This window comes from Nonomuraea monospora, from assembly GCF_039531895.1.
Taxonomy (GTDB): Bacteria; Actinomycetota; Actinomycetes; order Streptosporangiales; family Streptosporangiaceae; genus Nonomuraea; species Nonomuraea monospora.
Genome location: NZ_BAAAQX010000004.1, coordinates 38,168 through 62,415, shown reverse-complemented (window position 1 = coordinate 62,415; position 24,248 = coordinate 38,168). Strand labels below are relative to the sequence as shown.

23 protein-coding genes and 1 pseudogene are annotated in these 24,248 nt (G+C 71.9%); 12 read left to right on the top strand and 12 right to left on the bottom strand.

Annotation, left to right across the window (positions count from 1 at the left end):
- The first annotated feature begins 134 nt into the window (after positions 1–134).
- From ABD331_RS09310 to ABD331_RS09295, 4 genes are all read left to right on the top strand, one after another.
- Positions 135–1,346, top strand: a complete 1,212-nt coding sequence (locus ABD331_RS09310; protein ID WP_344472645.1) for a DMT family transporter — start codon at positions 135–137, stop codon at positions 1,344–1,346.
- Positions 1,347–1,672: 326 nt separating this feature from the next.
- Positions 1,673–3,271, top strand: coding sequence for a tetratricopeptide repeat protein (locus ABD331_RS09305; protein WP_344472643.1), 1,599 nt, complete (start codon positions 1,673–1,675; stop codon positions 3,269–3,271).
- The gene (locus tag ABD331_RS09300; RefSeq protein WP_344472641.1) at positions 3,268–3,720 is read left to right on the top strand and encodes a hypothetical protein; all 453 of its coding nucleotides are present in this window, start codon (positions 3,268–3,270) and stop codon (positions 3,718–3,720) included. Before ABD331_RS09305 ends, ABD331_RS09300 begins: the two co-directional genes overlap by 4 nt.
- A 203-nt stretch (positions 3,721–3,923) precedes the next feature.
- On the top strand, positions 3,924–4,694 hold the full coding sequence (locus ABD331_RS09295) for a hypothetical protein (protein ID WP_344472639.1): 771 nt from the start codon (positions 3,924–3,926) through the stop codon (positions 4,692–4,694).
- A 127-nt stretch (positions 4,695–4,821) separates the two neighbouring features.
- Here the strand turns inward: ABD331_RS09295 and ABD331_RS09290 are convergent, their stop codons facing one another.
- Both ABD331_RS09290 and ABD331_RS09285 read right to left on the bottom strand, forming a co-directional pair.
- Positions 4,822–5,256, bottom strand: a complete 435-nt coding sequence (locus tag ABD331_RS09290; RefSeq protein ID WP_344473394.1) for an NUDIX domain-containing protein — start codon at positions 5,254–5,256, stop codon at positions 4,822–4,824.
- Positions 5,257–5,289: 33 nt separating this feature from the next.
- Complete coding sequence (locus tag ABD331_RS09285) at positions 5,290–6,273, bottom strand: YbgA family protein (RefSeq protein WP_344472637.1); 984 nt, start codon at positions 6,271–6,273, stop codon at positions 5,290–5,292.
- Between the two features lie 92 nt (positions 6,274–6,365).
- On the opposite strand from ABD331_RS09285, the gene ABD331_RS09280 reads away from it, so the two are divergent.
- A complete protein-coding gene (locus tag ABD331_RS09280; protein WP_344472635.1) occupies positions 6,366–7,322 on the top strand; it encodes an SDR family NAD(P)-dependent oxidoreductase in 957 nt (318 codons plus the stop codon).
- Positions 7,323–7,341: 19 nt separating this feature from the next.
- Here ABD331_RS09280 and ABD331_RS09275 read toward each other — a convergent pair whose 3' ends face one another.
- Positions 7,342–7,992, bottom strand: a complete 651-nt coding sequence (locus ABD331_RS09275) for a DUF47 domain-containing protein (RefSeq protein ID WP_262380116.1) — start codon at positions 7,990–7,992, stop codon at positions 7,342–7,344.
- Positions 7,989–8,945, bottom strand: a complete 957-nt coding sequence (locus ABD331_RS09270; RefSeq protein WP_344472630.1) for an inorganic phosphate transporter — start codon at positions 8,943–8,945, stop codon at positions 7,989–7,991. Before ABD331_RS09270 ends, ABD331_RS09275 begins: the two co-directional genes overlap by 4 nt.
- Before the next feature lie 171 nt (positions 8,946–9,116).
- Here ABD331_RS09270 and purU point away from each other — a divergent pair, with 171 nt between their 5' ends.
- A complete protein-coding gene (purU, locus tag ABD331_RS09265; protein WP_344472628.1) occupies positions 9,117–9,971 on the top strand; it encodes a formyltetrahydrofolate deformylase in 855 nt (284 codons plus the stop codon).
- On the opposite strand, the gene ABD331_RS09260 is transcribed toward purU, so the two are convergent.
- From ABD331_RS09260 to ABD331_RS09250, 3 genes are all read right to left on the bottom strand, one after another.
- A complete protein-coding gene (locus ABD331_RS09260; RefSeq protein WP_344472625.1) occupies positions 9,972–10,322 on the bottom strand; it encodes a VOC family protein in 351 nt (116 codons plus the stop codon).
- Complete coding sequence (locus ABD331_RS09255) at positions 10,319–11,122, bottom strand: helix-turn-helix domain-containing protein (RefSeq protein WP_344472622.1); 804 nt, start codon at positions 11,120–11,122, stop codon at positions 10,319–10,321. The genes ABD331_RS09260 and ABD331_RS09255 overlap by 4 nt, the downstream gene beginning before the upstream one ends.
- Positions 11,123–11,221: 99 nt before the next feature.
- Positions 11,222–13,279: a prolyl oligopeptidase family serine peptidase gene (locus tag ABD331_RS09250; protein WP_344472619.1), complete on the bottom strand. Its 2,058-nt coding sequence runs from the start codon at positions 13,277–13,279 to the stop codon at positions 11,222–11,224.
- Between the two features lie 283 nt (positions 13,280–13,562).
- On the opposite strand from ABD331_RS09250, the gene ABD331_RS09245 reads away from it, so the two are divergent.
- Genes ABD331_RS09245 through ABD331_RS09235 form a run of 3 tightly spaced genes read left to right on the top strand, consistent with a single transcriptional unit; the run spans position 13,563 to position 15,180 of the window.
- Entirely contained in the window at positions 13,563–14,069 is a 507-nt protein-coding gene (locus tag ABD331_RS09245) for an HNH endonuclease (protein WP_043640342.1), read from the top strand.
- 45 nt (positions 14,070–14,114) lie between these two features.
- Positions 14,115–14,912 (top strand): GNAT family N-acetyltransferase, encoded by a 798-nt coding sequence (locus tag ABD331_RS09240; protein WP_344472613.1) that lies wholly within the window; start codon positions 14,115–14,117, stop codon positions 14,910–14,912.
- Positions 14,913–14,967: 55 nt separating this feature from the next.
- Positions 14,968–15,180, top strand: coding sequence for an FmdB family zinc ribbon protein (locus ABD331_RS09235; RefSeq protein WP_344473389.1), 213 nt, complete (start codon positions 14,968–14,970; stop codon positions 15,178–15,180).
- Positions 15,181–15,354: 174 nt separating this feature from the next.
- Here the strand turns inward: ABD331_RS09235 and ABD331_RS09230 are convergent.
- The 3 genes and pseudogenes from ABD331_RS09230 to ilvD form a co-directional block, all read right to left on the bottom strand.
- Positions 15,355–16,047, bottom strand: a pseudogene (locus tag ABD331_RS09230) (serine hydrolase); the annotation flags it as partial.
- Positions 16,048–16,723: 676 nt separating this feature from the next.
- Positions 16,724–17,251 (bottom strand): helix-turn-helix transcriptional regulator, encoded by a 528-nt coding sequence (locus tag ABD331_RS09225; RefSeq protein ID WP_344472610.1) that lies wholly within the window; start codon positions 17,249–17,251, stop codon positions 16,724–16,726.
- Positions 17,252–17,390: 139 nt separating this feature from the next.
- Positions 17,391–19,229: a dihydroxy-acid dehydratase gene (gene ilvD / locus ABD331_RS09220; RefSeq protein ID WP_344472607.1), complete on the bottom strand. Its 1,839-nt coding sequence runs from the start codon at positions 19,227–19,229 to the stop codon at positions 17,391–17,393.
- A gap of 146 nt (positions 19,230–19,375) precedes the next feature.
- Between ilvD and ABD331_RS09215 the strand changes: the two genes are divergently transcribed.
- Positions 19,376–22,090, top strand: a complete 2,715-nt coding sequence (locus ABD331_RS09215; protein ID WP_344472604.1) for an ABC transporter substrate-binding protein — start codon at positions 19,376–19,378, stop codon at positions 22,088–22,090.
- Positions 22,091–22,132: 42 nt separating this feature from the next.
- Here the strand turns inward: ABD331_RS09215 and ABD331_RS09210 are convergent, their stop codons facing one another.
- The gene (locus ABD331_RS09210) at positions 22,133–22,960 is read right to left on the bottom strand and encodes a nuclease-related domain-containing protein (protein ID WP_344472601.1); all 828 of its coding nucleotides are present in this window, start codon (positions 22,958–22,960) and stop codon (positions 22,133–22,135) included.
- 213 nt (positions 22,961–23,173) lie between these two features.
- Between ABD331_RS09210 and ABD331_RS09205 the strand changes: the two genes are divergently transcribed.
- Both ABD331_RS09205 and ABD331_RS09200 read left to right on the top strand, forming a co-directional pair.
- Positions 23,174–23,464 (top strand): hypothetical protein, encoded by a 291-nt coding sequence (locus ABD331_RS09205; protein WP_148439818.1) that lies wholly within the window; start codon positions 23,174–23,176, stop codon positions 23,462–23,464.
- A gap of 81 nt (positions 23,465–23,545) precedes the next feature.
- On the top strand, positions 23,546–23,908 hold the full coding sequence (locus ABD331_RS09200) for a DUF5130 family protein (RefSeq protein ID WP_344472597.1): 363 nt from the start codon (positions 23,546–23,548) through the stop codon (positions 23,906–23,908).
- Here the strand turns inward: ABD331_RS09200 and ABD331_RS09195 are convergent.
- A complete protein-coding gene (locus ABD331_RS09195) occupies positions 23,905–24,222 on the bottom strand; it encodes a hypothetical protein (RefSeq protein ID WP_344472594.1) in 318 nt (105 codons plus the stop codon). The two genes, ABD331_RS09200 and ABD331_RS09195, sit on opposite strands and share 4 nt — an antisense overlap.
- Positions 24,223–24,248: the final 26 nt, after the last annotated feature.

The following is a 24,248-nucleotide window of genomic DNA, read 5'->3' as shown; positions in this document are numbered from 1 at the left end:
CAGCGGGTGAGGGTCTTACCACCCAGGTGTAAGCAAGCATCACCGGCTGCGCCCTGTACATCTTAGGCTGCGAATAGTAGTGCCATGCTTTTCCTATGGCAGACGTGCCCGCTCCCCGCCCCCTTCTGGGAGCCGTGCTTCTGTTGTTCGTCAGCGCCGCTTGGGGGTCGGCCTTCCCGCTGATGAAAGATCTCATCCATCGGTTACCAGTGGAGGACCTGCTCGCCGAGCGCTATCTGCTCGCCGCGCTGACGCTGTTCCTCATCAGGCCCCGCTGCCTGCGGAGGTTGCCGCGCGAGACGTGGATCAACGGGGCCGTGCTCGGCGTGATGTTCGGGGTCGGGCAGGTGGGCCAGGCCATGGCGCTGGGCAGCCTGCCGTCGGCGGTGTCGGGGTTCGCCGTCGGGTGCAGCGTGATGATCACGCCGATCCTGTCACTGGTGATCTTCAAGGAGCCGGTGCGGCGGCGCGTCTGGGGCGGGGTGGCGCTCGCGCTGGCGGGCATGGCCGTCTTCACGCTGGTGCGCGGGGTGGAGGAGCACCGCATCTCGCTGCTCGCGCTCGGGGTCACGCTCACCGCCGCCGCGCTCTACTCCGGTCACACCCTGCTGCTCGGGCGCCTGTCCGAGCGTCCCGCCGGTTTCTCCCCGTACGCGCTGACCGTCATCCAGCTCTTCACCATCGGCGTGCTCACCGGGGGCTTCGCCGTGCGCGACGGGATCTCCGTGCCGGTCGCGCTGCCCGACTGGATGATCCTGCTGCACCTGTCCGTGATCTCCTGCGCGCTGGGCTTCCTGGCGCGCTCGCACGCCCAGGCGCACCTGCCGGCGGTGCCCAGCCAGATCCTGATGTCGTCCCAGCCGCTCTGGGTGGCCGCGATCGCGGTGATCTGGTTCGACGAGCGGCTCGGCTGGGGCATGGTCGCGGGCGGGGTGCTCATGGCCGGGGCGATGATGCTCGCGCTGCCCGCCAGGGGAGAGGCGCGGGGAAAGGAACGCCGCCGTCTGCTGTCCGTCGCCCGCCGGGCCACCAGGGTGCTCGCCGGCCACCGGATCAAACGTGAGGACCCGTTGCACCTGCAAAGGGGTGGGACGCCGTACCTCGTCAAGAGCGCCTGCGCGGACGTTTCCTCGTGTCCGTGGCAGACGCGCTCGCTCAAGGGAGGCGCAGAGCCCAGTCTGGAACGGTTGATCGAGCGGGCCACCCGCATCGTGCGGGCCAGGAACCTGCCGGGGCCGGGTTGCTGCCAGTCGGTGACGCTGCTCGGCAGGTGCCTGTGCGACTTGATGGAGGAATCCGAGCGGGCGCATACCACAGGATTGCAGCGATGGTTTCGGTCCTCATAGGTTAGAGATGCCCAACAAAAGGCAACTGCTTTTTATCCATTAGCCTCCCACTTATTCGCGATAAACCTTGATATTCGGTGGGGTGACCCAATAATGGGTGTTCAACCCCAAGTGGAGAGGTATGTCATGAAGCGCATCGTCGTCCGCAAGCCTGGAACCGCGAGGTTGGCTGGGACCTCCAGCGTCATTCACAAGGGGTGACTGAGGAGAGGTCCCACCTCAGGGTCCAGGGCGAACCACCCGCCCGATGGGGGGCCGTGCGGCTGCTGACGCCGTTGATCGACGCACATCGTCGGCCGCACGGCCCCTATACCGTCGCCGGAGAATTGCTGCGCCGGTTGGTGCCGCCCGTGCTGCGGCGCTCCCCTGAGCTGGTGGCCGCCCACGACCTGGAGATCCTGGCGGCCGCCCCCGACCTGGCCGGGACCGTACAAGCAGGAAGAGCCACGATCGACGCGGAGCTGCCCGACGAGGAGCGCATCCTCGTGCCCGCGCCCCGCCGCACGCTGCGGCTGGCCAACGGGATCGCCGAATTCGTCCGCGACGCCGTGCGCCCGGGGCGGGCGATCGCCGTCTGCAACGCCGACGCCGCCGACCCCACCGACACCGAGCTGCTGGACGTCATGACCCGGCGGATCCCGCCCGCCACCCTCACGATCATGGTGTACTCCGGCGGCCCCGAGCCGCCGCCCGACACCCGCGACGCCGCCGAGCTGTGGGCCCTGGTGGACCGTTGCACCCGCGAGGGCTTCCTGCACGCCGTGGCCGAGCTGGGAGAGCGCGGCATGGCCGCGACACCGCCCGGCGACCAGAGCTGGTGGCGCTTCGCCCAGCGCACCGCGACCGCGCTCGGCGGGCTCGGCCGCACCGACGAGGCCCGCGCCGTCTGGGACCGGGTGCGCCTGGTCAGCCAGGACCCCGCGATGCACGCCGCCGCCGCGTACGGCACCGCCACGCTCGACGCCCGCCACCCCGACCCCGCCCGCCGCGACCTGACCAGGGCCAGAGGCTGGATCAACGAGGCCATCGCGATCTCCACCATCCTGCCCGACCCCGCCGAGCGCGCCTTCAAGCTCGGCTTCGACCGCAACGGCCTGGCCCTGATCGAGCTGCGGCAGGGCCGCCTCGACGCCGCGCTGGCGCTGGTGGAGTCGGCCATCGAGCTGGCCCGCGAGCTGGGCGAGCGCCACGGGCCGCACCGGATGGTGCTGCTGGCCAACCGGGCGCAGCTCCTCGCCGCCATGCACAGGACCAAGGAGGCCCTGGAGGACTACGGGGCGGCCATCGCGATCGACCCCGGCTTTCCCGACCACTACCTGGAACGGGGCAACCTGCTGTTCAAGCTGGGCCGCCACGACGAGGCGCTGACCGACTTCGAGCAGGCCATGCAGGCCGGGCCGCCGCTGCCAGAGGCGTACTACAACCGGGCCGAGCTGTGCGCCGTGCGCGGCGAGATCGAGGCGGCGCTGGCGGACCTGGGCCGGGTGATCGAGCTCGACCCCGCCTACCTGGACGCCTACATCAACAGGGCCGGGCTGCTGGCCGGCTGCGAGCAGGACCAGGAGGCCAGGGCCGACGTCGAGACCGGGCTGCGGCTGGCGCCGGGGAACCCGTACCTGCTGACCGTGCTGGGCCAGCTCGAGACGGCGGCGGGCCGCCACGCGGAGGCGGAGGCGGCGCTGGAGCAGGCCCTGGGGCGTGCTCCAGGCCTGGTGGCGGCCTGGGGGAGCAGGGGAGTGCTCCGGTACGCCACCGGCGACCTGGAAGGCGCGGTGGACGACCTGACGCACGCCATCGAGCTGCAACCCCAGCCCAACCTGTACGCCAACCGCGCGGTCGCCCTGCGCGCCCTGGGCCGTCACGCCGAGGCGGAGGCGGACGACCATCGGGCGGCGGGAGCGGCTGATGGGAACATTGGCGTATGAGGGGGCGAATAGGACGAGCGGCGGCGGTCTGCGCCGCACTCGGCGTGTTGTGGTGGGCCACGGTCCGGCTGGCCTGGGCAGGGGTCGGCTGCGAGGACTGGGGCTGCCTGGCGCCGGCCGTCGGCGTCGTCGTGGTCATCAGCCTGGCCCTGCTCGCCGGGTCCGTGCTGGCTCTGGAGCGGGTGGCGGTCCGGCCGGGACGCCGGGTGGCGCTGACGGCCGCGGGGGTGCTGGTCGTGTTCCGGCTGGCCGGGGAGTCGCTGCCGTCGTGGACGTCGTCGCTCGCCGACGCGGCCGTGGCCGGGGCGGCGTTCGCGGGGGCGGGGGCGCTGGCGGCGTTCGTGACGGAGAGCGGGGTGTCGCGGCGCAGCCGGGGGCTGACGGCGCTGGCCGTGGTGGCGCTGCTGCCGGTCGCGCTGGCGGCGGCGCTCACGAGGCACGGCTTCTGATCGCTTGACGGCGGCTCGCTCCCGCGCCGGGCGGCTCGTCCCCGCGCCGGGCGGCTCGTCCCCGCGTCGGGCGGCTCGTCCCCGCGTCGGGCGGCTCGCCCTCGCGTCGGGCGGCTCGCCCTCCGCGTGGGGCGCCGTGATCCGGCTCGCGGAGTGGCGTGAACGGCGCTGAGTGCGTCCCCGGTGGGTCTACGGTGGGAGGCGTGGGCTTCAACGAGCTGCTAGCGGACCTTGACCACAGTGCCAGCGCCCAGGCGGCGGGCATCAGACGCGGCTACGGCGGGCCGCCCGCCCGCGCGGTGAGCGTCAGCGCGGGCATGACCCGGCTGCGCTGCGCCTCCCTGCTCAAGCCCCTGTACGCGTGGGTGAGCGCGGCCCGCGTCCCCGACGCCGAGCGGTGGCGCCGCCACGCCGAGCCCGCCGTCGTCGTCTCCTCCAACGCCGACACGCTCAACCTGTGGCTCGCCGTCGGCCCCCGCGTCATCCTCGAAGATCTGCGCGAGCGCACCGGCGTGGCCTGGGACCTGCCCAACGGCGACCCGTCCAGGTTCGGCTCCGTCGAGGTCACGGCCGGGGAGGTGGCCGCCGCCTACGCGGTGCTCGCCCAGGCCGCCGCCGCGGGCGACCCCGTGGCCGGCGCCGTGCTGGCCTGGATGGGCGAGGTGGCCGACCCGCAGGCGTTCGGCGCGCGCGAGGCGCTGGGCTGGCCGGAGTCCGCCGTCAAGTGCGGCTGGTACGGCGCTCCCGACGAGACGTGCCTGCGCACGCACGCCGTGGCGGTGCAGCCGCGCGGCGGCACCAGGGTGAGCGTGATCGTCGCGATGACCGCCCTGCCCTACACCGACGCGCAGGAGCGGGAGGTCTACCGGGAGCGGGTGGGCAAGGGGCTGTCGGTGGAGGCGGAGCACGAGAAGGTGTCCGGCACGGTGCTGCGGGGGCTGATGACGGCGACGCGGGAAGAACTGGGCGCCTGAGAGGTGCTGGGCGCTTGGGAGGTGCTGGGCGCTTGGGAGGTGCTGGGCGCTTGGGAGGTGCTGGGCGCTTGGGAGGAGCCGGCCGCTCGGGAGGTGCCGGGCCGGGCGCGTGAAGCGTCGGCGGGCGTCACCGTGATTCTCGCGTGAGCCGTTCCACGACCTTCGCCAGCTCCGGCGGCTCCACGCCCGCGGGCAGCTCCTCGGCCCACGCGTACCCGAGCCAGGCCGCACTCTCCTCCTCCGTCAGCTCCCCCGGATCCACCTCCGGCCGCTCCCCGTCGAAGCGCGCCAGGAAGAACACCTCCCGCTTCACGAACCGCGTCCCCAGCCAGCGAAAGTCCCGATCCACCTCCACGTGCCGGTCCAGCACCGCCGAGCCGGGCAGCCCGGTCTCCTCGGTCAGCTCCCGCCTGGCCGCCTGCAACGGGGTCTCACCGGGTTCCAGCCTGCCGCCCGGCGGCTCCCAGACCTCCGCGTCGTCGATCCGGTCGTACCAGTGCAGCAGCAGCACCCGTCCGTCGCGGTCCAGGCAGACCACGCGCGCGGCGGGACGCACGTCCATGTCGCTCACGCCCGCAGAGACTACCGGGGGAGGCTACCGGGGGACGTGGTGGCGCAGGCGCAGGGCGTCCGGGTAGGGGGAGAAGTACGTCTGGTCGCGCACCCACGCGGCGGCCTCCCCGCGGGCGTGGTGGCGCAGCAGCGTCGTGGGGACGCTCAGCGGCACCAGGCCCGACCGGTAGTCGTCGATGACGTCCACCAGGTCGGCCCGCCTGACCGGGTCCAGCGCGAGCATGCCCAGGCAGTGCTGCAGCACGTTGACGTTCTTGCCCGTGCTGGCCTTCGTGCAGAGGATGCGCCGGAACGCCTCGGTGTAGCGGGCGGTCACCTCCTCGTGCGGGCGCCCGCCCGCCGCGGCCACCACCCGGCCCGCCTCCCGGTAGAGGTGGGGGTCGTGGGCGAGCAGCTGCATCTTGTGGCGGGCGTGGAAGGAGACGAGGTCGCGGGGCCGCCAGCCGGCCTCGACCAGGACGCGCAGCCTGGCGTGCGCGAACACCCGTTCCACGAAGCTCTCCCGCAGCAGCGCGTCGTGCAGCCTGCCCTCGTCCTCCACCGGCAGCAGCGGATGCCGCTCCATGACGATGCCGCTGAACAGCCCCTTGTTGCGCCGGTCCGCGGGCATGCCGTCAGGCCGGTAGACGGGCACGCCGTGGATGCCGCAGGTGGGGCTCTTGGCCTTGAACACGTACCCGTCCACGTCGAGCTCGGCCAGCTCCGCCGCGCGGCGTACGGCCAGCTCGGTCATGCGGTCGGTCAGATCGACCCGCGTCATCCGCGTCACCAGGCGAGGGCCGTCCGCTGAACCCACCTGCCGCAGCGTCTCGCGCGGGGCACCCAGGCCCACCTCGATCTCGGGGCAGACCGGGACCCAGTCCACGTACGGGTCGAGCTCGCCGGTCAGGAAGCGGTCGCGGCTGTGCCCTCCGTTGTACCTGACCGGCTCGCCCAGCAGACAGCTGGAGACGGCCACCCGGGGGCGTGCTTCCTGCTCGCCGGCCGTCCCGGGTTCGGTGATCACCTTCACATTTCAGCCCGGAAAGGCGGGCGCGGGCAACCAAGCCCGGGAAGATCATTTGACTTCGCGTGCACTCTCCTTCGTAGCTTGGACACATGACCACGCCACAACACAAGATCGGGTCCGGTTTCGGCGCCGCCAGCACCGCCGACGACGTGCTGCGCGGGATCGACCTGTCAGGCAAGCTGGCGATCGTGACCGGCGGCTACTCGGGGATCGGCCTGGCCGCCACGCGGGCGCTGGCCGCCGCCGGCGCGCACGTCGTCGTGCCCGCCCGCCGCCGCGCCGCCGCCGAGGAGGCCCTCAAGGGCCTCGACGGGGTCGAGGTGGACGAGCTCGACCTCGGCGACCTCGGCAGCGTACGCGCCTTCGCCGGACGCTTCCTCGCCACGGGCCGCGACGCCCACCTCGTCATCACCAACGCGGGCATCATGGCCTGCCCGGAGACGCGCGTCGGGCCCGGCTGGGAGGCGCAGTTCGCCACCAACCACCTCGGCCACCACGCCCTGGTCAACCTCCTCTGGCCGGCCGTCGAACGCGGGCGAGGCCGGGTGGTGGCCCTCTCGTCCGTGGGCCACCGCCGCTCACCCATCCGCTGGGACGACGTGATGTTCGAGCGGGGGTACGACAAGTGGGCCGCGTACGGGCAGGCCAAGACCGCCAACGTGCTGTTCGCCGTGCACCTCGACGCCCTGGCCAGGGACGCGGGCGTGCGCGCGTTCGCCGTGCATCCCGGAGGCATCCTCACGCCCCTGCAGCGGCACCTGGCCAGGGAGGAGATGGTGGCGCAGGGGTGGATGGACGAGCGGGGGAACGTGCTGCACACGTTCAAGACGCCTGAGCAGGGGGCGGCGACCGAGGTGTGGGCCGCCACGTCGCCGCTGCTCGACGGGATGGGCGGGGTCTACTGCGAGGACTGCGAGGTCGCCGAGATGGTCACCGGACCGGAGGCTCGTTCGGGGGTGCGCGACTACGCCGTCGACCCGGACCAGGCGGCGCGTCTCTGGGCGCTGTCGGCGCAGCTCACGGGCATCGACGCCTTCGCCCGCTGACCCCGCGGATTGCCCGGGGTCAGCGCTTCATGGCGCCGTCGGCGATGGCGTCGGCGGCCTCGCCGATGGCCACCCCCACGATCTCCAGCCGCCGCACCAGCTCCCGCTCCTTCATCGCGTTGGCGGTGATCTCCTCGGAGAAGATGCGCGAGATCTCGTACTGGTACATCCGCCGGATCGCCCCGCCCGCCTTCTTGGCCTCCAGCGCGTCGTGCGACACCGCGGACGGCCGCGCCGCGAGACTCCGCACGGCCTCCTCCAGCGCCTCGATGCCCACGATGACCTGGTCGAGCATGGGTGTGAAGCGGATCTGGTCAGGCACCCGGTACAGGTGCGACTCCCGGACGAAGTCCCGCAGCGAGTCGAGCACGTCGTCGATCGACCGTGACAGCCGGAACAGGTCCTCCCGGTCGATGGGCGTGACGAGGGCGGTCTTCAGCTCGTCGATGAGCCGGGCCCGTTCCTCGTCGCCCAGGTGCTCGATCGAGCGCATCTGCTCGTGCGCCCCCGTCCTGCCCACCTCGCCGCCGATCATCGCCATCGCCAGCCACGCCCCCTCCTTGGTGGCCTCCAACTGCCCGAGGAGCGCCTCCGTCAACGCGCTGTCCATGCGCCCGGTCATGAGGTCCCTGATCCGCCGCAGCCGTTTCACTCCCGACTTTCCCTTCATGACAGCTCCACGCTCGCGAACCCCCTTACCAGCAGGGCCAGCCCCCAGCCCAGCAGGCCGCTGGCCGGCAGGGTCAGCAGCCAGGCGGCGACGATCTTCCCTGCCGCGTGCCAGCGGACCCGGCCGCCGCCCTGTGCCACGCCGGCGCCGATGAGGCCGCCCGCGATGGCCTGCGTCATGCTCACCGGCATGCCGACGGCCGCGCACCCGATGACCGCGACGCCCGCGGCCAGTTCGGCCGCGACGCCGTGCGGGGGCCGGGAGACGATGATCTCGCGGCCGAGCGTGCGGCCCGCCTTGGGCAGCCCGTACAGGGTGCCGGCCGCGAACAGCACGGCGACCAGCACCGTGTACTCGATGGGCGCGCCGGTGAAGCCCAGTGCGATCATGAACACGGCCAGCATCTTCTGGGCGTCGTTGGCCGCGTACGCGAGCGTCTCCAGCAGGAAGCCGGCCCAGTGCCAGCGCCACAGCTGCCGTGCGGTGGTCGTGGCCACCAGCACCCGGATCAGCACCCACGCCAGCAGCCCGCCCACCAGCGGCGCGGCCAGCCCGAACGCCAGCACCAGCGCCACCCACCCGGGCGCCACCTCCAGCCCCCAGCCGAGCCCTGCTCCGGTGAGCCCGCCGACCACGGCCAGGGTCAGGCTGGTCGGACGGCCCTTGGCGCCGAGCACGCCCACGACGGCGAGCGCGGCGACCACCGCGACGGTCATCGCGATCTGGCCGCCGGGCTGGTCGTAGGAGCCGAGCCGGGTCACGAACGTCATCGCCACCTGGTGCGTGACCAGCGGCACGACGGCGACCAGCACCGTCAGCACCACGATCCCGGTCATCGGGCGCACCGTCGGGAGCTTCAGCCCGGTCGCGAGGAGTGCGCCTCCGTCGTTGACCCCGGCCACGACGGCGAACAGGCCGGCCACCACGATCAGCACGACGGCGTCCAAGGGCATGCACTCCATCCCGCCCCGCCTCTGCGGGGACACACGTACCAGGAGACCAAATACCTACCCAAAAAGGACAGAACGTTTCTGCGAACTCGGTCACGCTCCCGCAACCGCTCGTCGCGGGTACCCTCGTCTCAGGCTACGTTTGAGCACTTAGACGTCCGTGAGAGTGAAGGCATGACCAGCCCCGCCGAATACATCCTGACGCTGTCCTGTCCCGACCGGCCCGGTGTGGTGGCCGCGGTATCCGGCCTGCTCGCCGGGCACGGATGCAACATCATCGAGAGCCAGCAGTTCGGCGACAGGGTGGCGCAGCGCTTCTTCATGCGCGTGCAGTTCGCGGCGGGCCTGGGCGAGGACGACCTCAACGCCGCCTTCGCCGCGCTCGCGCCCGACTTCGCCATGGAGTTCAAGCTGCGCGACGTGGCCAGGAAGCCGCGCGTGCTGATCATGGTGAGCAAGTTCGACCACTGCCTGAACGACCTGCTCTACCGCGTACGCTCCAAGGCCCTCGACGTCGAGATCGCCGCCGTCGTGTCCAACCACCCCGACCTGCGGCCGCTCACCCAGTCCAACGGCATCGACTACCACCACCTGCCGGTCACCCCCGAGACCAAGGCCCGGCAGGAGGCCGAGGTGCTGGCGCTGGTCGAGCACTACCAGGTCGATCTGGTGGTGCTGGCCCGCTACATGCAGGTGCTCTCGGAGGACCTGTGCGGGAAGCTGGCCGGGCGGGCGATCAACATCCACCACTCGTTCCTGCCGTCGTTCAAGGGCGCCAAGCCCTACCACCAGGCCCACAACCGCGGCGTCAAGCTCATCGGCGCCACCGCGCACTACGTGACGGCCGACCTCGACGAGGGGCCGATCATCGAGCAGGAGGTGGCCAGGGTCAACCACAGCCACTCACCTGAGGACCTGGTGGCGATGGGCCGCGACGTGGAGTGCCTGGCGCTGGCCAGGGCGGTCAAGTGGCACGCCGAGCAGCGGGTGCTGCTCGACGGCCACAAGACCGTCGTCTTCCCGCGCTGATTATGGCCGGTACGTGCCGAAGTACCAGGGGTTGCCCTCCGGGTCCTGGCAGGCGTACTCGCGCGACCCGTACGGCTGGTCGACCGGCTCCATCGTGATCGTCGCCCCCGCCGCCGCGGCGCGGTCGCGGTGGGCGTCCACGTCCTCGACCGCGACGTAGACGCCGGGGCCGCCGGGCCTGCCCTGGCCGAGCATGATCAGGTCGTCGCCCACGAGCAGCTCGGCGTGGTGGACGACGCCCTCGTCGTTCTTGGACGCCTCGTGCAGGCGGAAGCCGAACGCGCCGGTCAGGAAGTCGATCGCGGCCTGGCAGTCGGCGTAGCGGGCGAGCGCGTAAACAGTGCGTGTCATGACGCCCACGATGCCGCGCCGCCGTCGCCCGGTCTTGGACGAATCTGACCTGGCGTGGTGTCGCCCAGCACCCGGAACTCGCGGTTCATGTGCGCCTGGTCGTAGAAGCCGCACTCCGCCGCCGCCTCGGCCGGAGCCGTGCCCGCCCGCAGCAGCCGCAGCGCCCGCCCGAACCGGATGACCCGGGCCGCCGCCTTCGGGGGCAGCCCGACCTGGTCGTGGAAGCGGGCCACCAGATGGCGGTGACTCCAGCCCAGCGTGTCGGCCAGCGACGAGACGCCCAGCCGGCCGCCCGACTCCAGCAGCCGCGCCCACGCCCACGGCAGCTCGGGCCCCAGCGCGGGGCCCGCCGCGATGCGCTCGCACAGCAGCCGGTCGGTCAGCGCCAGCCTGGCCCGCCACGACGGCGTCGCTGCCAGCCGCTCCAGCATCAGGTCGCCCCACCGCCCGAGCAGGTCGGTGACGGGCACCACCCGGTTCGTCAGGTGCCGCATCGGCATGCCGTACAGGCGGCGGGCGCCGAACGGCGTGAGGAACACCTCCACGCCCTCCGACGGCCCGGCGATGCGGGTGACGGTGAAGCGGTCGCCCAGCCCGCCGCCGAACGCCCTGACCCGCTGCCCGCCCGCCTCCATCGGCGTGCCGAAGGCCAGGATCAGCACGGAGCCGGGCATCGCCACCTCCGACCTGGTCAGCGGGGCCGCGTAGTGCTCGCGGTAGGCGCACAGCCGGGTCACGTACGGGCGCAGGGCAGCGCTGGGGGTGGCCTCGACCATGGCCAGCCCCAGCGCGGTGCTCATGCCTTCGAGCCTAACGGCCGGTGCACCCGGCCAGAAAGGCTCGCGGGCCAGCGCGTCAGGCCGGTGGGAAGGCTCGAGTGCCGGTGCTACAGGCCGGTGCTACAGGCCGGTGTGCTTGGCCAGGAAGGTCAGCGTGTCGGCCGACAGGTCGACCGACCTGCTCACCGAGCGGGCGCCATGACCGACCTCGGTCTCGTTGCGCAGCAGCACCGGCCGATCGGCCGTCGAGGCGTGCTGCAGCGCCGCGCACATCTTCCAGGCGTGCAGCGGGTGCACGCGCGTGTCGGACTGGAAGACGGTGAACAGCGTCGCCGGGTACGCCACCGACTCGCTGACGTGGTGGTAGGGCGAATACCCCCACAGCCAGCCGAACTGCTCAGGGTCGTCGGCCGAGCCGTACTCCACGTTCCAGGTAGCCCCGAGCCCGAACTTCTCGTACCGGATCATGTCGAGCAGCGGCGCCGAGCAGACCACCGCCGCGTACAGCTCGGGGCGCTGCGTCAGCGCCGCCCCCACCAGCAGGCCGCCGTTGGAGCCGCCGGAGATGCCGAGCTGCTCGCGCGTGGTGACGCCGGTGGCGATGAGGTGCTCGGCTGCGGCGTGGAAGTCGTCGAAGACGTTCTGCTTGTTGGCGAGCATGCCCGCGCGGTGCCACTCCTCGCCCTCCTCGCCGCCGCCGCGCAGGTTGGCGATGGCGTAGACGCCGCCCGCCTCCACCCAGGTCAGGATCGAGGCCGAGTAGCCGGGGGTCATGGACAGGCCGAAGCCGCCGTAGCCGTACAGGATGGTCGGGCGCGGGCCGGACGCCTCGCCGACGGGGGAGATGATCAGCATGCGGACGTCGGTGCCGTCCTTGGAGCGGTAGACGACCTGCTCGGTGCGTACCGGAGGCACCTCCACCGCGCCAGGGGAGGCCGCCCAGAGCGTCGTCTCACCCGTCCTGGCGTCGTAGCGCTGGATCGTGGGCGGCGTGGTGTTGTCGGTGTAGCCGAACCACGCCTCGTGGCCGCCCTCGGGGCGCTCGGCGATGCCGCCGATCGAGCCCAGCCCCGGCGCCGGCACCTCGCCCACGACCTCGCCGGTCGCCAGGTCGTGCACGGTGATCTCGCTGATCGCGTGGCGGGTCCAGCCCACCAGCATGACCGGGCTCTCCAGGTCGTCGAGGATCGCGAAGTCGCTCAGCACCGCCTCGGGGTGCTCGGGGATCAGCTCGCGCCAGGTGTCGTAGCCGGGCTCCGCCGGGTCGGTGACGCACACCCGGCCCCTGGACGCGTCGCGGTCGGTGTGCACGTAGAGCCTGCCGTCGCGGCCGAAGTACAGCCCGACCTGCGCGTCCACGCCCTCCTGCACGACCTTCAGCTCCGGCCGCTCGATCGGCGAGGCGGTCAGGTCGGCCACCCAGACGTCGTTGCGCGGCGCGGTGCCCTCGTGCGCCGAGACCTGCAGCCAGCGGCCGTCACGCGAGACCGAGACGCCGTAGTAGTTGGTCATCTTCAGACCCTGGCCGAAGATCATCACATCGTCCTCGGTGGAGGTGCCGACGCGGTGCAGGTAGACGCGGCGGTGGAACTGCGTCTCGTTCTCCGGCACCTCGGTGCTCGGCAGCCTGCGTACGTAGTAGAACGCCTCACCGCCCGGCAGCCACGCGATCGGCGAGTAGCGGCACCGGTCGATCGGCCCCTCGACCCGCTCGCCCGTGGCCACGTCGACGATGTAGAGGATCGACTCCTCGTTGCCGCCCACGGAGATCTGGTACGCCAGCAGGCGCCCCTCCTTGTCGGGCTGCACCGCGTCCAGCGTGGTCAGCCCGGACGGGTCGAGCGCCATCGGGTCGACCAGCGCCCGCTCGGTGCCGTCGGGCTCGACCACGTAGTAGACCGCGTGCTCCTGGTCGGGCGTGCGCCGGGAGAAGAAGTAACGCTCGCCGCGCCAGGCCGGCACGCCCACAGAGCCGGACCTGAGCAGCTCGGCGATGCGGTCCTTGAACCGCTGCGGGCCCCGCTCCGCGCCGAACAACTCGGCCTGCGCGTCCAGCCATCCCTTGGTCTCGGGGCTGTCGGGGTCCTCGAGCCACCGGTAGGGGTCTGGGACGGGGGTTTCGTGCAGGATGTCGACGATGTCTTCGCGACGTGCTGTCGGGTACGGCTCTCGCGTCATGCCAGGAACCCTACTGCCAAAGGGCATGCGTAAAGCGCTGGTAGAGCGGGCATAAAACGTACCGTGCGTCCCTCTGGTCATTCCGGCGAGTGGTATTTGGGGTGGCGGGGACCACGGTGCAAACGCCAGACTTGGTGACAGGACGGTGCCGTGGTGACCATCCGCTGGACCGTCCGGCGGAGGTCCACGTGACGGAAGCACGAGTGCCCCAGGAGGGGCCGACAGGAGGGACATGCCGCGGCATGTCCCCTTTGATACGCGCGCAGCGGGAAGAGGCCCGATGATGCGCCAGGTCCTGCTGCTGAATGCCACCTACGAGCCACTGACCACCCTCTCGCTGCACCGAGCCGTCGTGCTCGTGCTGCGGGAGAAGGCCGACGTCGTCCATCGCGACGGCCGGGGAGCCGTGCTGCGGTCCGCCAGCCGCACGCTCGACGTTCCCTCGGTGATCAGGCTCCGCAGATATGTCCGCATCCCCTACCGGTCCCGCATCCCCCTGACCAGGGCCGCCCTCATGCGGCGCGACGACTACCGTTGCGCCTACTGCGGGCAGAAGGCCGAGACCATCGACCATGTCATCCCCAGGTCCAGGGGCGGCACGCACACGTGGGAGAACTGCGTGGCCTCCTGCACCACCTGCAACCACCGCAAGGCCGACAAGTACCTGGAGGAGCTGGGGTGGACGCTGCGCGTCAGCCCGGCGGTGCCACGGGGCGCTCACTGGCGGCTCATCGGCGCCTCGCTCGTCGGTGACCCGCAATGGGCGCCCTACCTGGAAGCAGCGGCCTGAAACCGCGTTGAGCGCGAGGCCGCATGCCTGACACCATGAGCAGGCATGTGGACCTTCACCTCATCCGTTGAGGAGTACGCCGCGGTCGCCGAGCCGTTCCTGCTCGGCGACCCGGTGCGCAACACCGTGCCACTGACCGTCCTGGCCAACCTGCGGGCCGGCATGCCCGTCAAGGACCCCCGCTACGGGTGGTGGACGGTCGGCGGCGAGGTGCGCGGCGCGGTCTTCCACACGCCGCCGTTCCCCGCCGGGCTGTTCGCCGTGCCCGTCGAGGCCGTCGCGTCCCTCGTGCGGGCGCTGGACGGCGGGCTCACCGCGTTCGTCGGCCCCCTGGAGGTCACCGGCGAGGCCACCCGGCTGCTCGGCGAGCCGTCGCGGGTCGTCTCCGAGCGGCTCTTCCGCCTCGGCGCCCTCACCGTCCCCGACGTGCCCGGCCGGGGCAGGCTCGCCGTGCCCGGTGACCTTCCGCTGCTGGTGAGCTGGTACCAGGCGTTCGGCGACGAGACCGGCATGGGCGAGGGCGACGTCGTCGACAGGGTCGTGCGGCGGCTGGAAGGGCGGGAGCTGTTCGTGTGGGAGGCGGAGCAGGCGCCCGTCTCGCTCGCGGCCCTCTCCCCGGAGGCCGGTGGCGTCTGCCGCATCGGGCCCGTCTACACGCCGCCGTCGCGCCGGCGGCGCGGGTACGGGGCTGCGGTCACCGCTCACGCCAGCCGGGTCGCGCTGGAGGAGCGGTGTGACCAGGTGGTGCTCTTCACCGATCTGGCCAACCCGACGAGCAACGCCATCTATCGGTCGATCGGGTACGAGCCCGTCTCCGACTACGCGCACATCAGCTACGACTAGCGGGGAAGTGGCGAGCGGCCCCTGCGGACACCGCGACCGCGGCTAAACTAGCGCCATGCCGCGCTACGACTTCCGGTGCCGCGCCTGCGGTTCCACGTTCGAGGTGTCCCGCCCGATGTCCGCCTCCGACGACCCGGCGACCTGCCCCGACGGCCACGCCGACACGGTGAGGCTGCTCTCCACGGTCTCCATGACGGGCAGCGCGTCCGCCCCCAGGCCCGCCGGTGGCGGCGGTGGCGGTTGCTGCGGCGGAGGCTGCTGCTCCTGACCGTCCACCCGCCCTGGTCAGCGTGTGAACGGCGAGCCTGGCCATCCGCTCCACGGTGGCGACGCCGTTCTCCATGGCGGGGTTGCGCTCCGACAGCACGGCGATCAGCAACTCGTGTCCGCGCACCACGAGCCGCCCCACGCTGTTGACCGTCCACAGCCCGTCGTGCACCTCGGCGGGCAGCCACCCGTTCTTCAACGCCACCTCACCCTCCGGGGCGGCCGCGCTGACACCCCACGCCTGCGACGGCGCCACCGACGACATGAGGTCGAGCGCGTAGCGCCGGCTGCGGGCGGGCAGCGGCCCTCCGGCGCCGGTCAGCCGCTCCAGGACCTTCACCTGGTCAGAGGGCCTGCTGTGGGTGTAGCCCCAGGACAGCCCGGAGCCCGGCCGCGTGTGCCGCACGCCGATCCGGCGCAGCGCCCGGTCCAGACCGTTCCGGCCGCCGATGGTCAGGTACAGCTCGTGCGCGCAGTCGTTGTCGCTGTAGCGGATCATGCGGGAGGCCAGCCTGCGTTCGTACGCGCTCAGCCGCCGGCCGTCCTTGCCGAGCAGGAACGCCAGCAGGATGTCCACCTTGGCCACGCTGGCCAGCAGGAACGGGGTGTGCTCGCGGAAGGTGTACCAGGCGCCGGTGGTGCGGTCGTGGACGGCCAGCGCCGCCCGTCCCGGACGTTCCCGCAGGTAGCGCTCCAGGGCGTCGTCGAGGGCGCGGCGGCGGTGGGCGGGCGGCAGCGCGCTGTCGGCCGCGTCCGTCGGCGCCTTCCTGGCTGGTGGACCTGGGTGCGGCGCCTCACCGGGAGGCGCTGTGCAGCCGGGCGTGGCCAGCAGCAGGATGGCGAAGAGCGAGAACCCCCGTACGCGCATGTGCGGGAGCCTGCCACCCGCCACCCCAACGGCCGGGGGACGGGTGGTCAAGCCTCGGCCAGTTTCGGCGTGGCCCGCCGCTGCTCGCGCCATGGCCGCCATGAACGCGAGAGCGCCGCTGGCCGCCAGGCGCGCGAGATGGCCGCTGCTCGTCGACGCAGCCAGGAGTGGGAGATGGGCCGCAGCTCGCCGAGGTGGCGAGCGTCACTGAGGCCGCCAGGTGCGTCCAGGACGCTAGCTGCGCCGAAGCCGCCAGCGCGCCCGCGACCCTTCGCTGAGGCAGCGGGCTGGCCAGCCGCAGCTCGCCGAGGTCGCCAGCTGCGCCGAGGCCGCCAGCATGCTCGCCACTCTTCGCTGCGGCGGCGGGCTAGCCAGCCTTCGCCGAGGTCGTCAGCGTCGCTGAGGCCGTCAGGTGCGTCCATGCCGCCAGTTGCGCCGAGCCGCCAGCATGCTCGCCACTCTTAGCTGAGGCAGCAGGCTAGCCACCAGCGTCACTGAGGCCGCTAGCTGCGCCGAGGCCGCCAGCATGCCCGCCACTCTTCGCCGAGGCAGCGGGCTAGCCAGCCTTTCGCCGAGGCCGCCCAGCGAGGCGGCCGCTGTTCGCCGAGTGCCAGCGGTTCCGCCGAGGCCGCCGGCGCAGGGCTTTCTGCGGTGGCGGCTCGGCGGGCGGGTGAGGTTAGGCGGTCAGCCGTCGCTGGCCGGTGCCGGCCGCTGTGACGGCGCGGCGCTTGCGGCGCTGGAACGGCAGGAACCGATCGGCCAGGTGCGGCCGGGACGGCGTGAGGGTGGGCTCGACCGCGATGATCCGGTCGAACCTGAACGCCCTGATCCCACGGCGCATCTTGCACACGCCGACCAGGTACCAGTATTCGCGGTGCACCAGGCACGTCACAGGCTCGACGTCGCGAGAGGTGACGACACCGGAGGCGTCGCGGTAGTGCAGGCGGATCATGAGCCGGCTGGTGATGGCGTCGGCCATCAGCCGGGCACGGGAGGCGACGTCGACGGACAGCGGCTCGGTGAGGGTCGTGAGCGTGGTGGCGATGACGTCGTCGTCGAGGTCGAGGTGCTCGAATGCGTGCTGCAGGCCACGCCGGGCGGTGACGGCCTGGGGGCCCGCCCCGAGGTGGGCGAGGGAGAGGGCGAGTGCGGCGATCTCGGCGGTCGTCAGCGGGCGAGTATCGTGCTTCACGACTGTCGTCATACCCCAACAATAGGGATGAGCACCGACAATTTTCGAAAGTCTGTCCGGGAAGACAGGTGCCTGTGCGGCAGGCGAGAACCCACTCGCCCACCGCACAGGAAACGGTGCGGCAGGCGCGAACCGCCGCACAGGACGGTGGCTAGCGCGAGAGCTGCGACAGGTCGCGCGAGGCGCCGGTCGAGGCGGACGTCGTCATGGCCGCGTAGGCCTGCAGCGCCACGCTCACCTGCCGGTCACGGTCGCGCGGCCGGTAGCCGCCCAGGTCGGCGAGCAGCCGCTCGCGCCGCGCGGCCAGCTCGGCCTCGGGCACCCGCAGCTCCATCGACCGGCCGGGGATGTCGATGTCGATGATGTCGCCGTCCTCGACCAGCGCGATCGTGCCGCCCTCGGCCGCCTCGGGGGAGGCGTGGCCGATCGACAGCCCGGAGGTGCCGCCGGAGAAGCGCCCGTCGGTGACCAGCGCGCACACCTTGCCCAGACCCCTGCCCTTCAGGAAGGACGTCGGGTAGAGCATCTCCTGCATGCCGGGGCCGCCCTTGGGGCCCTCGTAGCGGATGACGACCACGTCGCCGGCCTTGACCTTGCCGCCGAGGATGCCCTCGACCGCCTGCTCCTGCGACTCGAACACCACGGCGGGCCCGCTGAACTTCCAGATGGACTCGTCCACGCCGGCCGTCTTCACGACCGCGCCGTCACGCGAGATGTTGCCGTAGAGCACGGCCAGGCCGCCGTCGGCGGTGTAGGCGTGCTCGCGGTCGCGGATGCAGCCCGCCTGGCGGTCGAGGTCGAGGTCGTCCCAGCGGTTGTCCTGCGAGTACGCCTTGACCGTGCGCACGTTGCCGGGCGCCGCGTGCCACAGCTCCACGGCCTCCGGCTTGACCGTCGGCGACATGGCGTCCCACTGGGCCAGCAGGTCGGCCAGCGTGCCGCCGTTCACGGTGGGCACGTCGCGGTGCAGCAGCCCCGCGCGGTCGAGCTCGCCCAGGATGGCGGGGATGCCGCCGGCGCGGTGGACGTCCTCGATGTGGTACTTGGCGGTGGCCGGGGCCACCTTGCACAGGCACGGCACCCGCAGCGAGATCTCGTTGATCTCCTTGAGCCCGAAGTCGACCTCCGCCTCGCGGGCGGCGGCCAGGATGTGCAGGATCGTGTTGGTGGAGCCGCCCATCGCCACGTCGAGGGTCATCGCGTTCTCGAACGCCTCGCGGGTGGCGATGGAGCGCGGCAGCACCGACTCGTCGCCGTCCTCGTAGTAGCGGCGGGTGATCTCGACGAGCTGGCGGCCGGCGTCCTCGAAGAGCTGCTTGCGCGCCTTGTGCGTGGCCAGGATCGTGCCGTTGCCGGGCAGCGCGAGGCCGATGGCCTCGGCGAGGCAGTTCATCGAGTTGGCGGTGAACATGCCGGAGCAGGAGCCGCAGGTCGGGCAGGCGCTCTCCTCCATCTCCAGCAGCTCGGCGTCGGAGACGGAGTCGTCGGCGGCGGCGATCATCGGGTCGATCAGGTCGAGCTTCTTGCCCGGCGTCTTGCCGGCCTCCATGGGGCCGCCGGAGACGAAGATCGTCGGGATGTTCAGCCGGAACGCGGCCAGCAGCATGCCCGGCGTGATCTTGTCGCAGTTGGAGACGCAGATCAGCGCGTCCGCGCAGTGGGCGTTGACCATGTACTCGACGGCGTCGGCGATCAGCTCGCGCGACGGCAGCGAGTAGAGCATGCCGCCGTGACCCATCGCGATGCCGTCGTCGACCGCGATCGTGTTGAACTCGCGGGGGATGGCCCCCGCCTCCCTGATCGCCGCCGACACCACGTCGCCGACCTCGCGCAGATGCACGTGGCCCGGGACGAACTGGGTGAAGCTGTTGGCCACCGCGATGATGGGCTTGCCGAAGTCGCTCCCGGCTACGCCGGTCGCCCGGAGCAGGGCCCGGGCACCGGCCATGTTCCTGCCGTGGGTGACTGTACGTGACCTGAGGGCGGGCATTGGGCATCTCCCATCGTTGGCGAGTCTTCACATGTTACGGCCACCGCCCGGTAAATGAGACGCTTGTCCATGCCTCGGACGGTTGGTTACCGGATCGTGCCGGAATCGACGGCCGCTCACACCCGAACTCGTGTTACAGAGATCAAATGAGTCACGGGGCAGCCATGCTGGACGACCCCGCAAGGGTCGGCAACTTCATTCATACGATAGACCGCTTATGCCGAAGACCTGCCAGGGGCGAGGGCGTACAGGACTCCCCGCACGTCGCCAGACGGCCACTGCTGACCGGGTGGCGGGAGGGAGCCGAGGCCAGGCAGCACACGGACCGCAAGGGGATCCCGCTCGTCCGGCTCAGCGAGGCCGGCGCCTGGCCGCAGGCGCTCGCCCCCAAAAGTCCTGAAAACTTTGGGGAAAAGGCCGTCACGCACGTCATCTCGCCCGACATCCCGCGCGCCCACCCGGACATCCAGCCCGGCGAGCCGGTCCCCAGGATCCTCGCCCGCGTCGTGGCCGAGCTGCGCAGCAACCGGCTGCGCTTCCCGCGCTACCGGCTGACCGCCCTGCTGGTCGAGCAGCTCGCCGAGACGCACGGCGGCGAGGAGCACGCCCGCCGCGTCCTGCGCGAGGCCGACCGCAACTGGGGCTGGGGCGTGGACACGGCCAGCACGGGCGCCGAGCACGTGCCGTTCCCGATCAACCTGCTGCTGCGGCTGGTGCCCGGCTTCCTGCACGACCTGCGGCTGAGCGGGCGCGTGCCGGGTCTCGGCGGCAGGTTCCGCTGGCTGCGCCGCGCCCTGTCGCAGGACGACCGCGCCGCGCCCGGCGTGCCCGCCCTCCTGGCCGGCCTCGACCCGGACGACGACAAGCGCGTCTCGCGGCTGCTGCTGCGGGCGTTCCTGGACGACCTCACCCGCCAATACCGGCGCTCACCGTCCCACGTGCGGGGCGCCGCCCACGTCTTCTACCCGCTGCTGCTGCTCAACGAGCACGGGGACGAACTGGTCGAGCTGATGGCGGAACGGCGGGCGGATCTCGACAGGTTCGACCCGGTCGTAGTGGTCTCCTACACGGCCGACGCCGTCCAGATCGAGGACGACGAGGAGCCGCTGTGGACGCTCATCCGCTGGCGCAGGGAGCTCGTCACCGCCGACGACGCGGCGACCTGGAGCCAGGTGCTGCGCAACCCGCTGGCCATCAGCGCGCCGCCGCTGCCGTCCGACCTGTCCCGGTACGACGTCGGCGACCGCACCTGGGTGCCGCCCGCCCGCGTGGCCCCCTGGTGGTCGTCCTGGGTGGCCATCACGCTGTTCTGGATGGCCCTGGCCGGCGCCGCGGGCGCGTACGCGGGCCAGACCGCCGCCTGGCACCGGAACGCCTGCGCGACCGGGCTGTGGACGCCCTGGTCGGAGAGCGGCAGACAGCTCACCGGCACCGAGTGCGTGGGCGTGGCCGAGCCCGGCTACCTGTTCGCGCCGGGCAACGCCGAGATGCGGCAGGTCCAGGCGGTGCTCCAGCAGGAGAACGAGCGGGCCGCGCGGCTGAGCGAGGGCAGCGACCGGCCGTACGTGACGATCGTCTACCTGGCGGCGCTGACCTCCTCCGACAACGACACGCTGGCCGCCGCCCGCGAGGGCCTGGCGGGCGTGGCCATCGCCCAGAAGCGGCAGAACAGCGCGGCCGGCCCCAGCGAACCGCTCGTCCGCATCCTGCTGGCCAACGCGGGCGGACGCATGCAGCACGGCTCCCGCATCGCCCGGCTGCTGCTGCGCTACCAGGACGGCCAGGCGCCCATCGTGGGCGTCGTGGGCCTGGACCAGAGCCGCCAGGAGACGGTCGCCGCCATCCAGGAGCTGGGCAAGGCCGGGCTGCCCATGGTGGCCTCCACCCTGTCGGCCGACCGCCTCGTCAACGAGTCGCCGTTCTACTTCCAGGTGGCGCCGCAGAACTCCAGGCAGGCGTGGATGGCCGCGGCCTTCGCCGACTCGCTGGCAGGCAAGGGCGAGGTGGCCCGCCGGGCCCGCGTCTACTACTCCCACGACGAGACCGACTACTACGCGGCCAACCTGAAGTCCCGCGTCGTCGCCAACCTGCGGGAGAGCCGCTTCGCCGTCGAGGCGCACCGCTTCACGCCCATCGGCCTGGCCAAGCCGGGCGCGGGGGACCGCAGCGAGGACCCGTACGCGGGCGACCCGCGCGACGCCGGAGTGTCGGCCTGCGGCTTCGACGGGCTCGTGTACTTCGCCGGCCGCGGCATCCCCGACTTCGCCGAGTTCGTGAAGGGGGTGGCCGACAAGTGCGCGTCGTCGCCGCCGGTCATCCTCGGGGGCGACGACGTCACCCGCTACGTCGCCGACGTGCGCGTCCGAGCGGCCGTCGGCGGGATCGGCTACTACTACGAATCGTTCGCCGTCGCGCCCAGCAAGTGCGGCCAGCCGCAGCGGCACGACTTCTACGCCGAGCTGTTCGCCACGTTTCCCTTCGAGTGCAAGGAACCAGGCCCCGGACGTACCCTGGACGGGCACGCCGCGCTGTCGTACGACGCCACCGAGACGATGATCACCGCCATCCGCAGGCTGGGCGGCATGCGCCACCGCGTGCCCGTGAACTCCTACACCGTCTGGCGCCAGCTCGGCACCCTCTACACCGCGGACCCGGCCGGCCACGCCATCGAGGGCGCCACGGGGGCGCTGGACTTCGGGGCGAGCTCGCCCCGGCAGTACCCGCTGGACAAGGCCGTGCTGATCCTGCACGTCAAAGGCGCGGAGCGGCCCACCCAGATCGGAGCCTGCGGCAACATCACGGGCGCCACCGACGACGAGCTCTTCCCCTGGTGCGACTCGATCCCGGAACGCTACCGCTAGCCCGGCACTCACCGCCGCCGAGGACGCCGGCGGTGAGGAGGGTCAGCCTTCGCCGTAACGGGCGGGCAGCACCTGCGCCGCGATGTCGTAGATCCGGTCGATCTCGGCCGTCGTCAGCGCCCGCTCCCGCTTCGTGATCCACTTCCGGGCCCGATCGCCCTGGTAGACGTCCACGCCGCGGATGTTCATGATCTTCCACGGCACGGGCGGGCCGTAGATCGCCAGCGACGGCACGACCGCGACCTCACGGCCGAACGACTCGCTGATCAGCTCGCTGGCCTGCGTCGCCTCCCACTTCGCCTCGGTGAGGCGGGGCTTCATGTCGAACGGGCCGTGGAACAGCTTCTTGCCCATCTGCACGCGTACGGGCAGCCGCCGGTCCCACTTCTCGGAGTCGACCGCGTACACGCCCGTCGGGCCCACCACGAGGTGGTCGATCTGGGCCTCGCTGCCCGGGATCGCCCTGGCGTGCAACGTTCGGTAGCCGCTGCGCTCAAGCCTGCGCAACTGCGCCTCCGTGCGGCGCTCGGCCACGGACGTCCGCCGCCACGCGGGCACGGACGAACTGGAGCGAGCGCGGTAGACCGCCTCGAGGATGGCCGCGATCACACCCGCGGTCACACCCACCCGCCAGTCCTGCACAAGGAAGCCCACCGCCAGGCCGGCGACCAGCGCGAGGATCGCGCGGTTGCGCAGGCGGCGGAAACGGGGCTGCTGCAGCAGGCTACGCACGGACGCGCGCTCGACCGGCGCGTACGTGGAGGTGGGCGCCGAAGGCTTCGCGGCGGCGGTCTGCTCGCTTTCTGGTCGGTCGCTCACCCAGATGGGTGACGCGTTGTGACCGTCTTCTCGCTGGTTGTCGGAGTCCACGTAACTCACCGTAGCCCGGGGATTCGATCGATTCCTAGTGTTGCCGTGTCCATAGTTTTATGGCCCAGCTCATCGTGTTCCACGCATGTTTTCGGGGTATGTCTACTGTTCTTCTCTAGAGAGCCCCCGCTTGGTAAAAGATCTTAACCCGGGGAGAGGACCACCCCAACGACGGGTCTGGTCGAGCCCGCTGACGAGGTTTACGGTCTTGGTGTGAACAGCGCGGCGGAGATTCTGCTCTTCCTCATCGGCGTGTCCATGGGGCTGTTCGTACTGATCACCCTGCTCGTCATGGTGCCGGTACGCGGTGCGCAGCGCCGCATCGAAGCCGGCCCCGTGTGGCTGGGAGGCCCTTCCCGGAGTGAGCGCGGGGTGAGCACGTCCGGCCTCGTACTGGCCGACAGGGTGGCGGCGTGGGCGGAGGTGCCCGAGGACGACTGGGTGACCGCCGCCGAGACGGCGGAACCCGGCAGACGCGTCGGCGGCGCCTCGGCGGGATGGTGAGGCGCCGCATGTACGCCGCATGTACCTCGGCAGGACCGGTTTCGGCGGGATGGTGGTTTCGGCGGGATGGTGAGGTGAGTCATGAAAGGACTGACCGCCGCCCAGGGCGACGACGTCCGTAAGGCCCTGCACACCGCGGAGCGGCGCAGCGGGCTGCGGTTCGGCGTGTTCCTCGGCGAGCCCGTGGGCGGGCGGCGGCACTTCGCCGAGCGCCTGCACGCCGCCCTCGGCGCGGAGGCCGACGACGCCGTGGTGGTGTTCGTGGATCCGCGGGGGCGGGCGTTGGAGATCGTCACGGGCGAGAACGCACGCCGGCGGCTCAGCGATGGGGCCTGCCGGATGACGGCCATGTCCATGGCCACGGCGTTCAGCGTGGGCGATCTGATCGGCGGCTTGCTGTACGGGATCGGCGCCCTCGGCGAACAGGCCACCGCCCGCCGCTAACGCCGCATGCCCGGCGCCGCCGTGTCGCGCCGCCGTGTCGCGCCGCCGTGCGCCGTGCCGTGCGTGCCGCGCCACGCCGCGCTGTGCTGTGCCGCCGTGCCGCGCCATGCCGCCGTGCCGCGCCACGCCGTGCCACGCTGCCGTGCCGTGCCGTGCCGCGCCACGCCGCGCTGTGCTGTGCCGCCGTGCCGCGCCATGCCGCCGTGCCGCGCCACGCCGTGCCACGCTGCGCTGCCGTGCTGCGTTGCCGTGCTGCGCCGCTGTGCGTCCTTGCCCTTGCGCTGCCACTTCGCCGCCAGCGAGCGCGTTGCCACAGCGAGCGCGACGCCAGTGCGCCCGG

Excerpts from the sequence above, each read along its gene's own strand:
- ilvD (WP_344472607.1), bottom strand. The coding sequence starts at position 19,229 with ATGCCCGCCCTCAGGTCACGTACAGTCACCCACGGCAGGAACATGGCC.
- ABD331_RS09250 (WP_344472619.1), bottom strand. The coding sequence starts at position 13,279 with ATGACGCGAGAGCCGTACCCGACAGCACGTCGCGAAGACATCGTCGAC.
- ABD331_RS09200 (WP_344472597.1), top strand. The coding sequence starts at position 23,546 with ATGAAAGGACTGACCGCCGCCCAGGGCGACGACGTCCGTAAGGCCCTG.
- ABD331_RS09235 (WP_344473389.1), top strand. The coding sequence starts at position 14,968 with ATGCCGCGCTACGACTTCCGGTGCCGCGCCTGCGGTTCCACGTTCGAG.
- ABD331_RS09225 (WP_344472610.1), bottom strand. The coding sequence starts at position 17,251 with ATGACGACAGTCGTGAAGCACGATACTCGCCCGCTGACGACCGCCGAG.
- ABD331_RS09255 (WP_344472622.1), bottom strand. The coding sequence starts at position 11,122 with ATGAGCACCGCGCTGGGGCTGGCCATGGTCGAGGCCACCCCCAGCGCT.
- ABD331_RS09215 (WP_344472604.1), top strand. The coding sequence starts at position 19,376 with ATGAGTCACGGGGCAGCCATGCTGGACGACCCCGCAAGGGTCGGCAAC.
- ABD331_RS09260 (WP_344472625.1), bottom strand. The coding sequence starts at position 10,322 with ATGACACGCACTGTTTACGCGCTCGCCCGCTACGCCGACTGCCAGGCC.
- ABD331_RS09270 (WP_344472630.1), bottom strand. The coding sequence starts at position 8,945 with ATGCCCTTGGACGCCGTCGTGCTGATCGTGGTGGCCGGCCTGTTCGCC.
- purU (WP_344472628.1), top strand. The coding sequence starts at position 9,117 with ATGACCAGCCCCGCCGAATACATCCTGACGCTGTCCTGTCCCGACCGG.
- ABD331_RS09275 (WP_262380116.1), bottom strand. The coding sequence starts at position 7,992 with ATGAAGGGAAAGTCGGGAGTGAAACGGCTGCGGCGGATCAGGGACCTC.
- ABD331_RS09300 (WP_344472641.1), top strand. The coding sequence starts at position 3,268 with ATGAGGGGGCGAATAGGACGAGCGGCGGCGGTCTGCGCCGCACTCGGC.
- ABD331_RS09240 (WP_344472613.1), top strand. The coding sequence starts at position 14,115 with ATGTGGACCTTCACCTCATCCGTTGAGGAGTACGCCGCGGTCGCCGAG.
- ABD331_RS09290 (WP_344473394.1), bottom strand. The coding sequence starts at position 5,256 with ATGGACGTGCGTCCCGCCGCGCGCGTGGTCTGCCTGGACCGCGACGGA.
- ABD331_RS09280 (WP_344472635.1), top strand. The coding sequence starts at position 6,366 with ATGACCACGCCACAACACAAGATCGGGTCCGGTTTCGGCGCCGCCAGC.
- ABD331_RS09245 (WP_043640342.1), top strand. The coding sequence starts at position 13,563 with ATGCGCCAGGTCCTGCTGCTGAATGCCACCTACGAGCCACTGACCACC.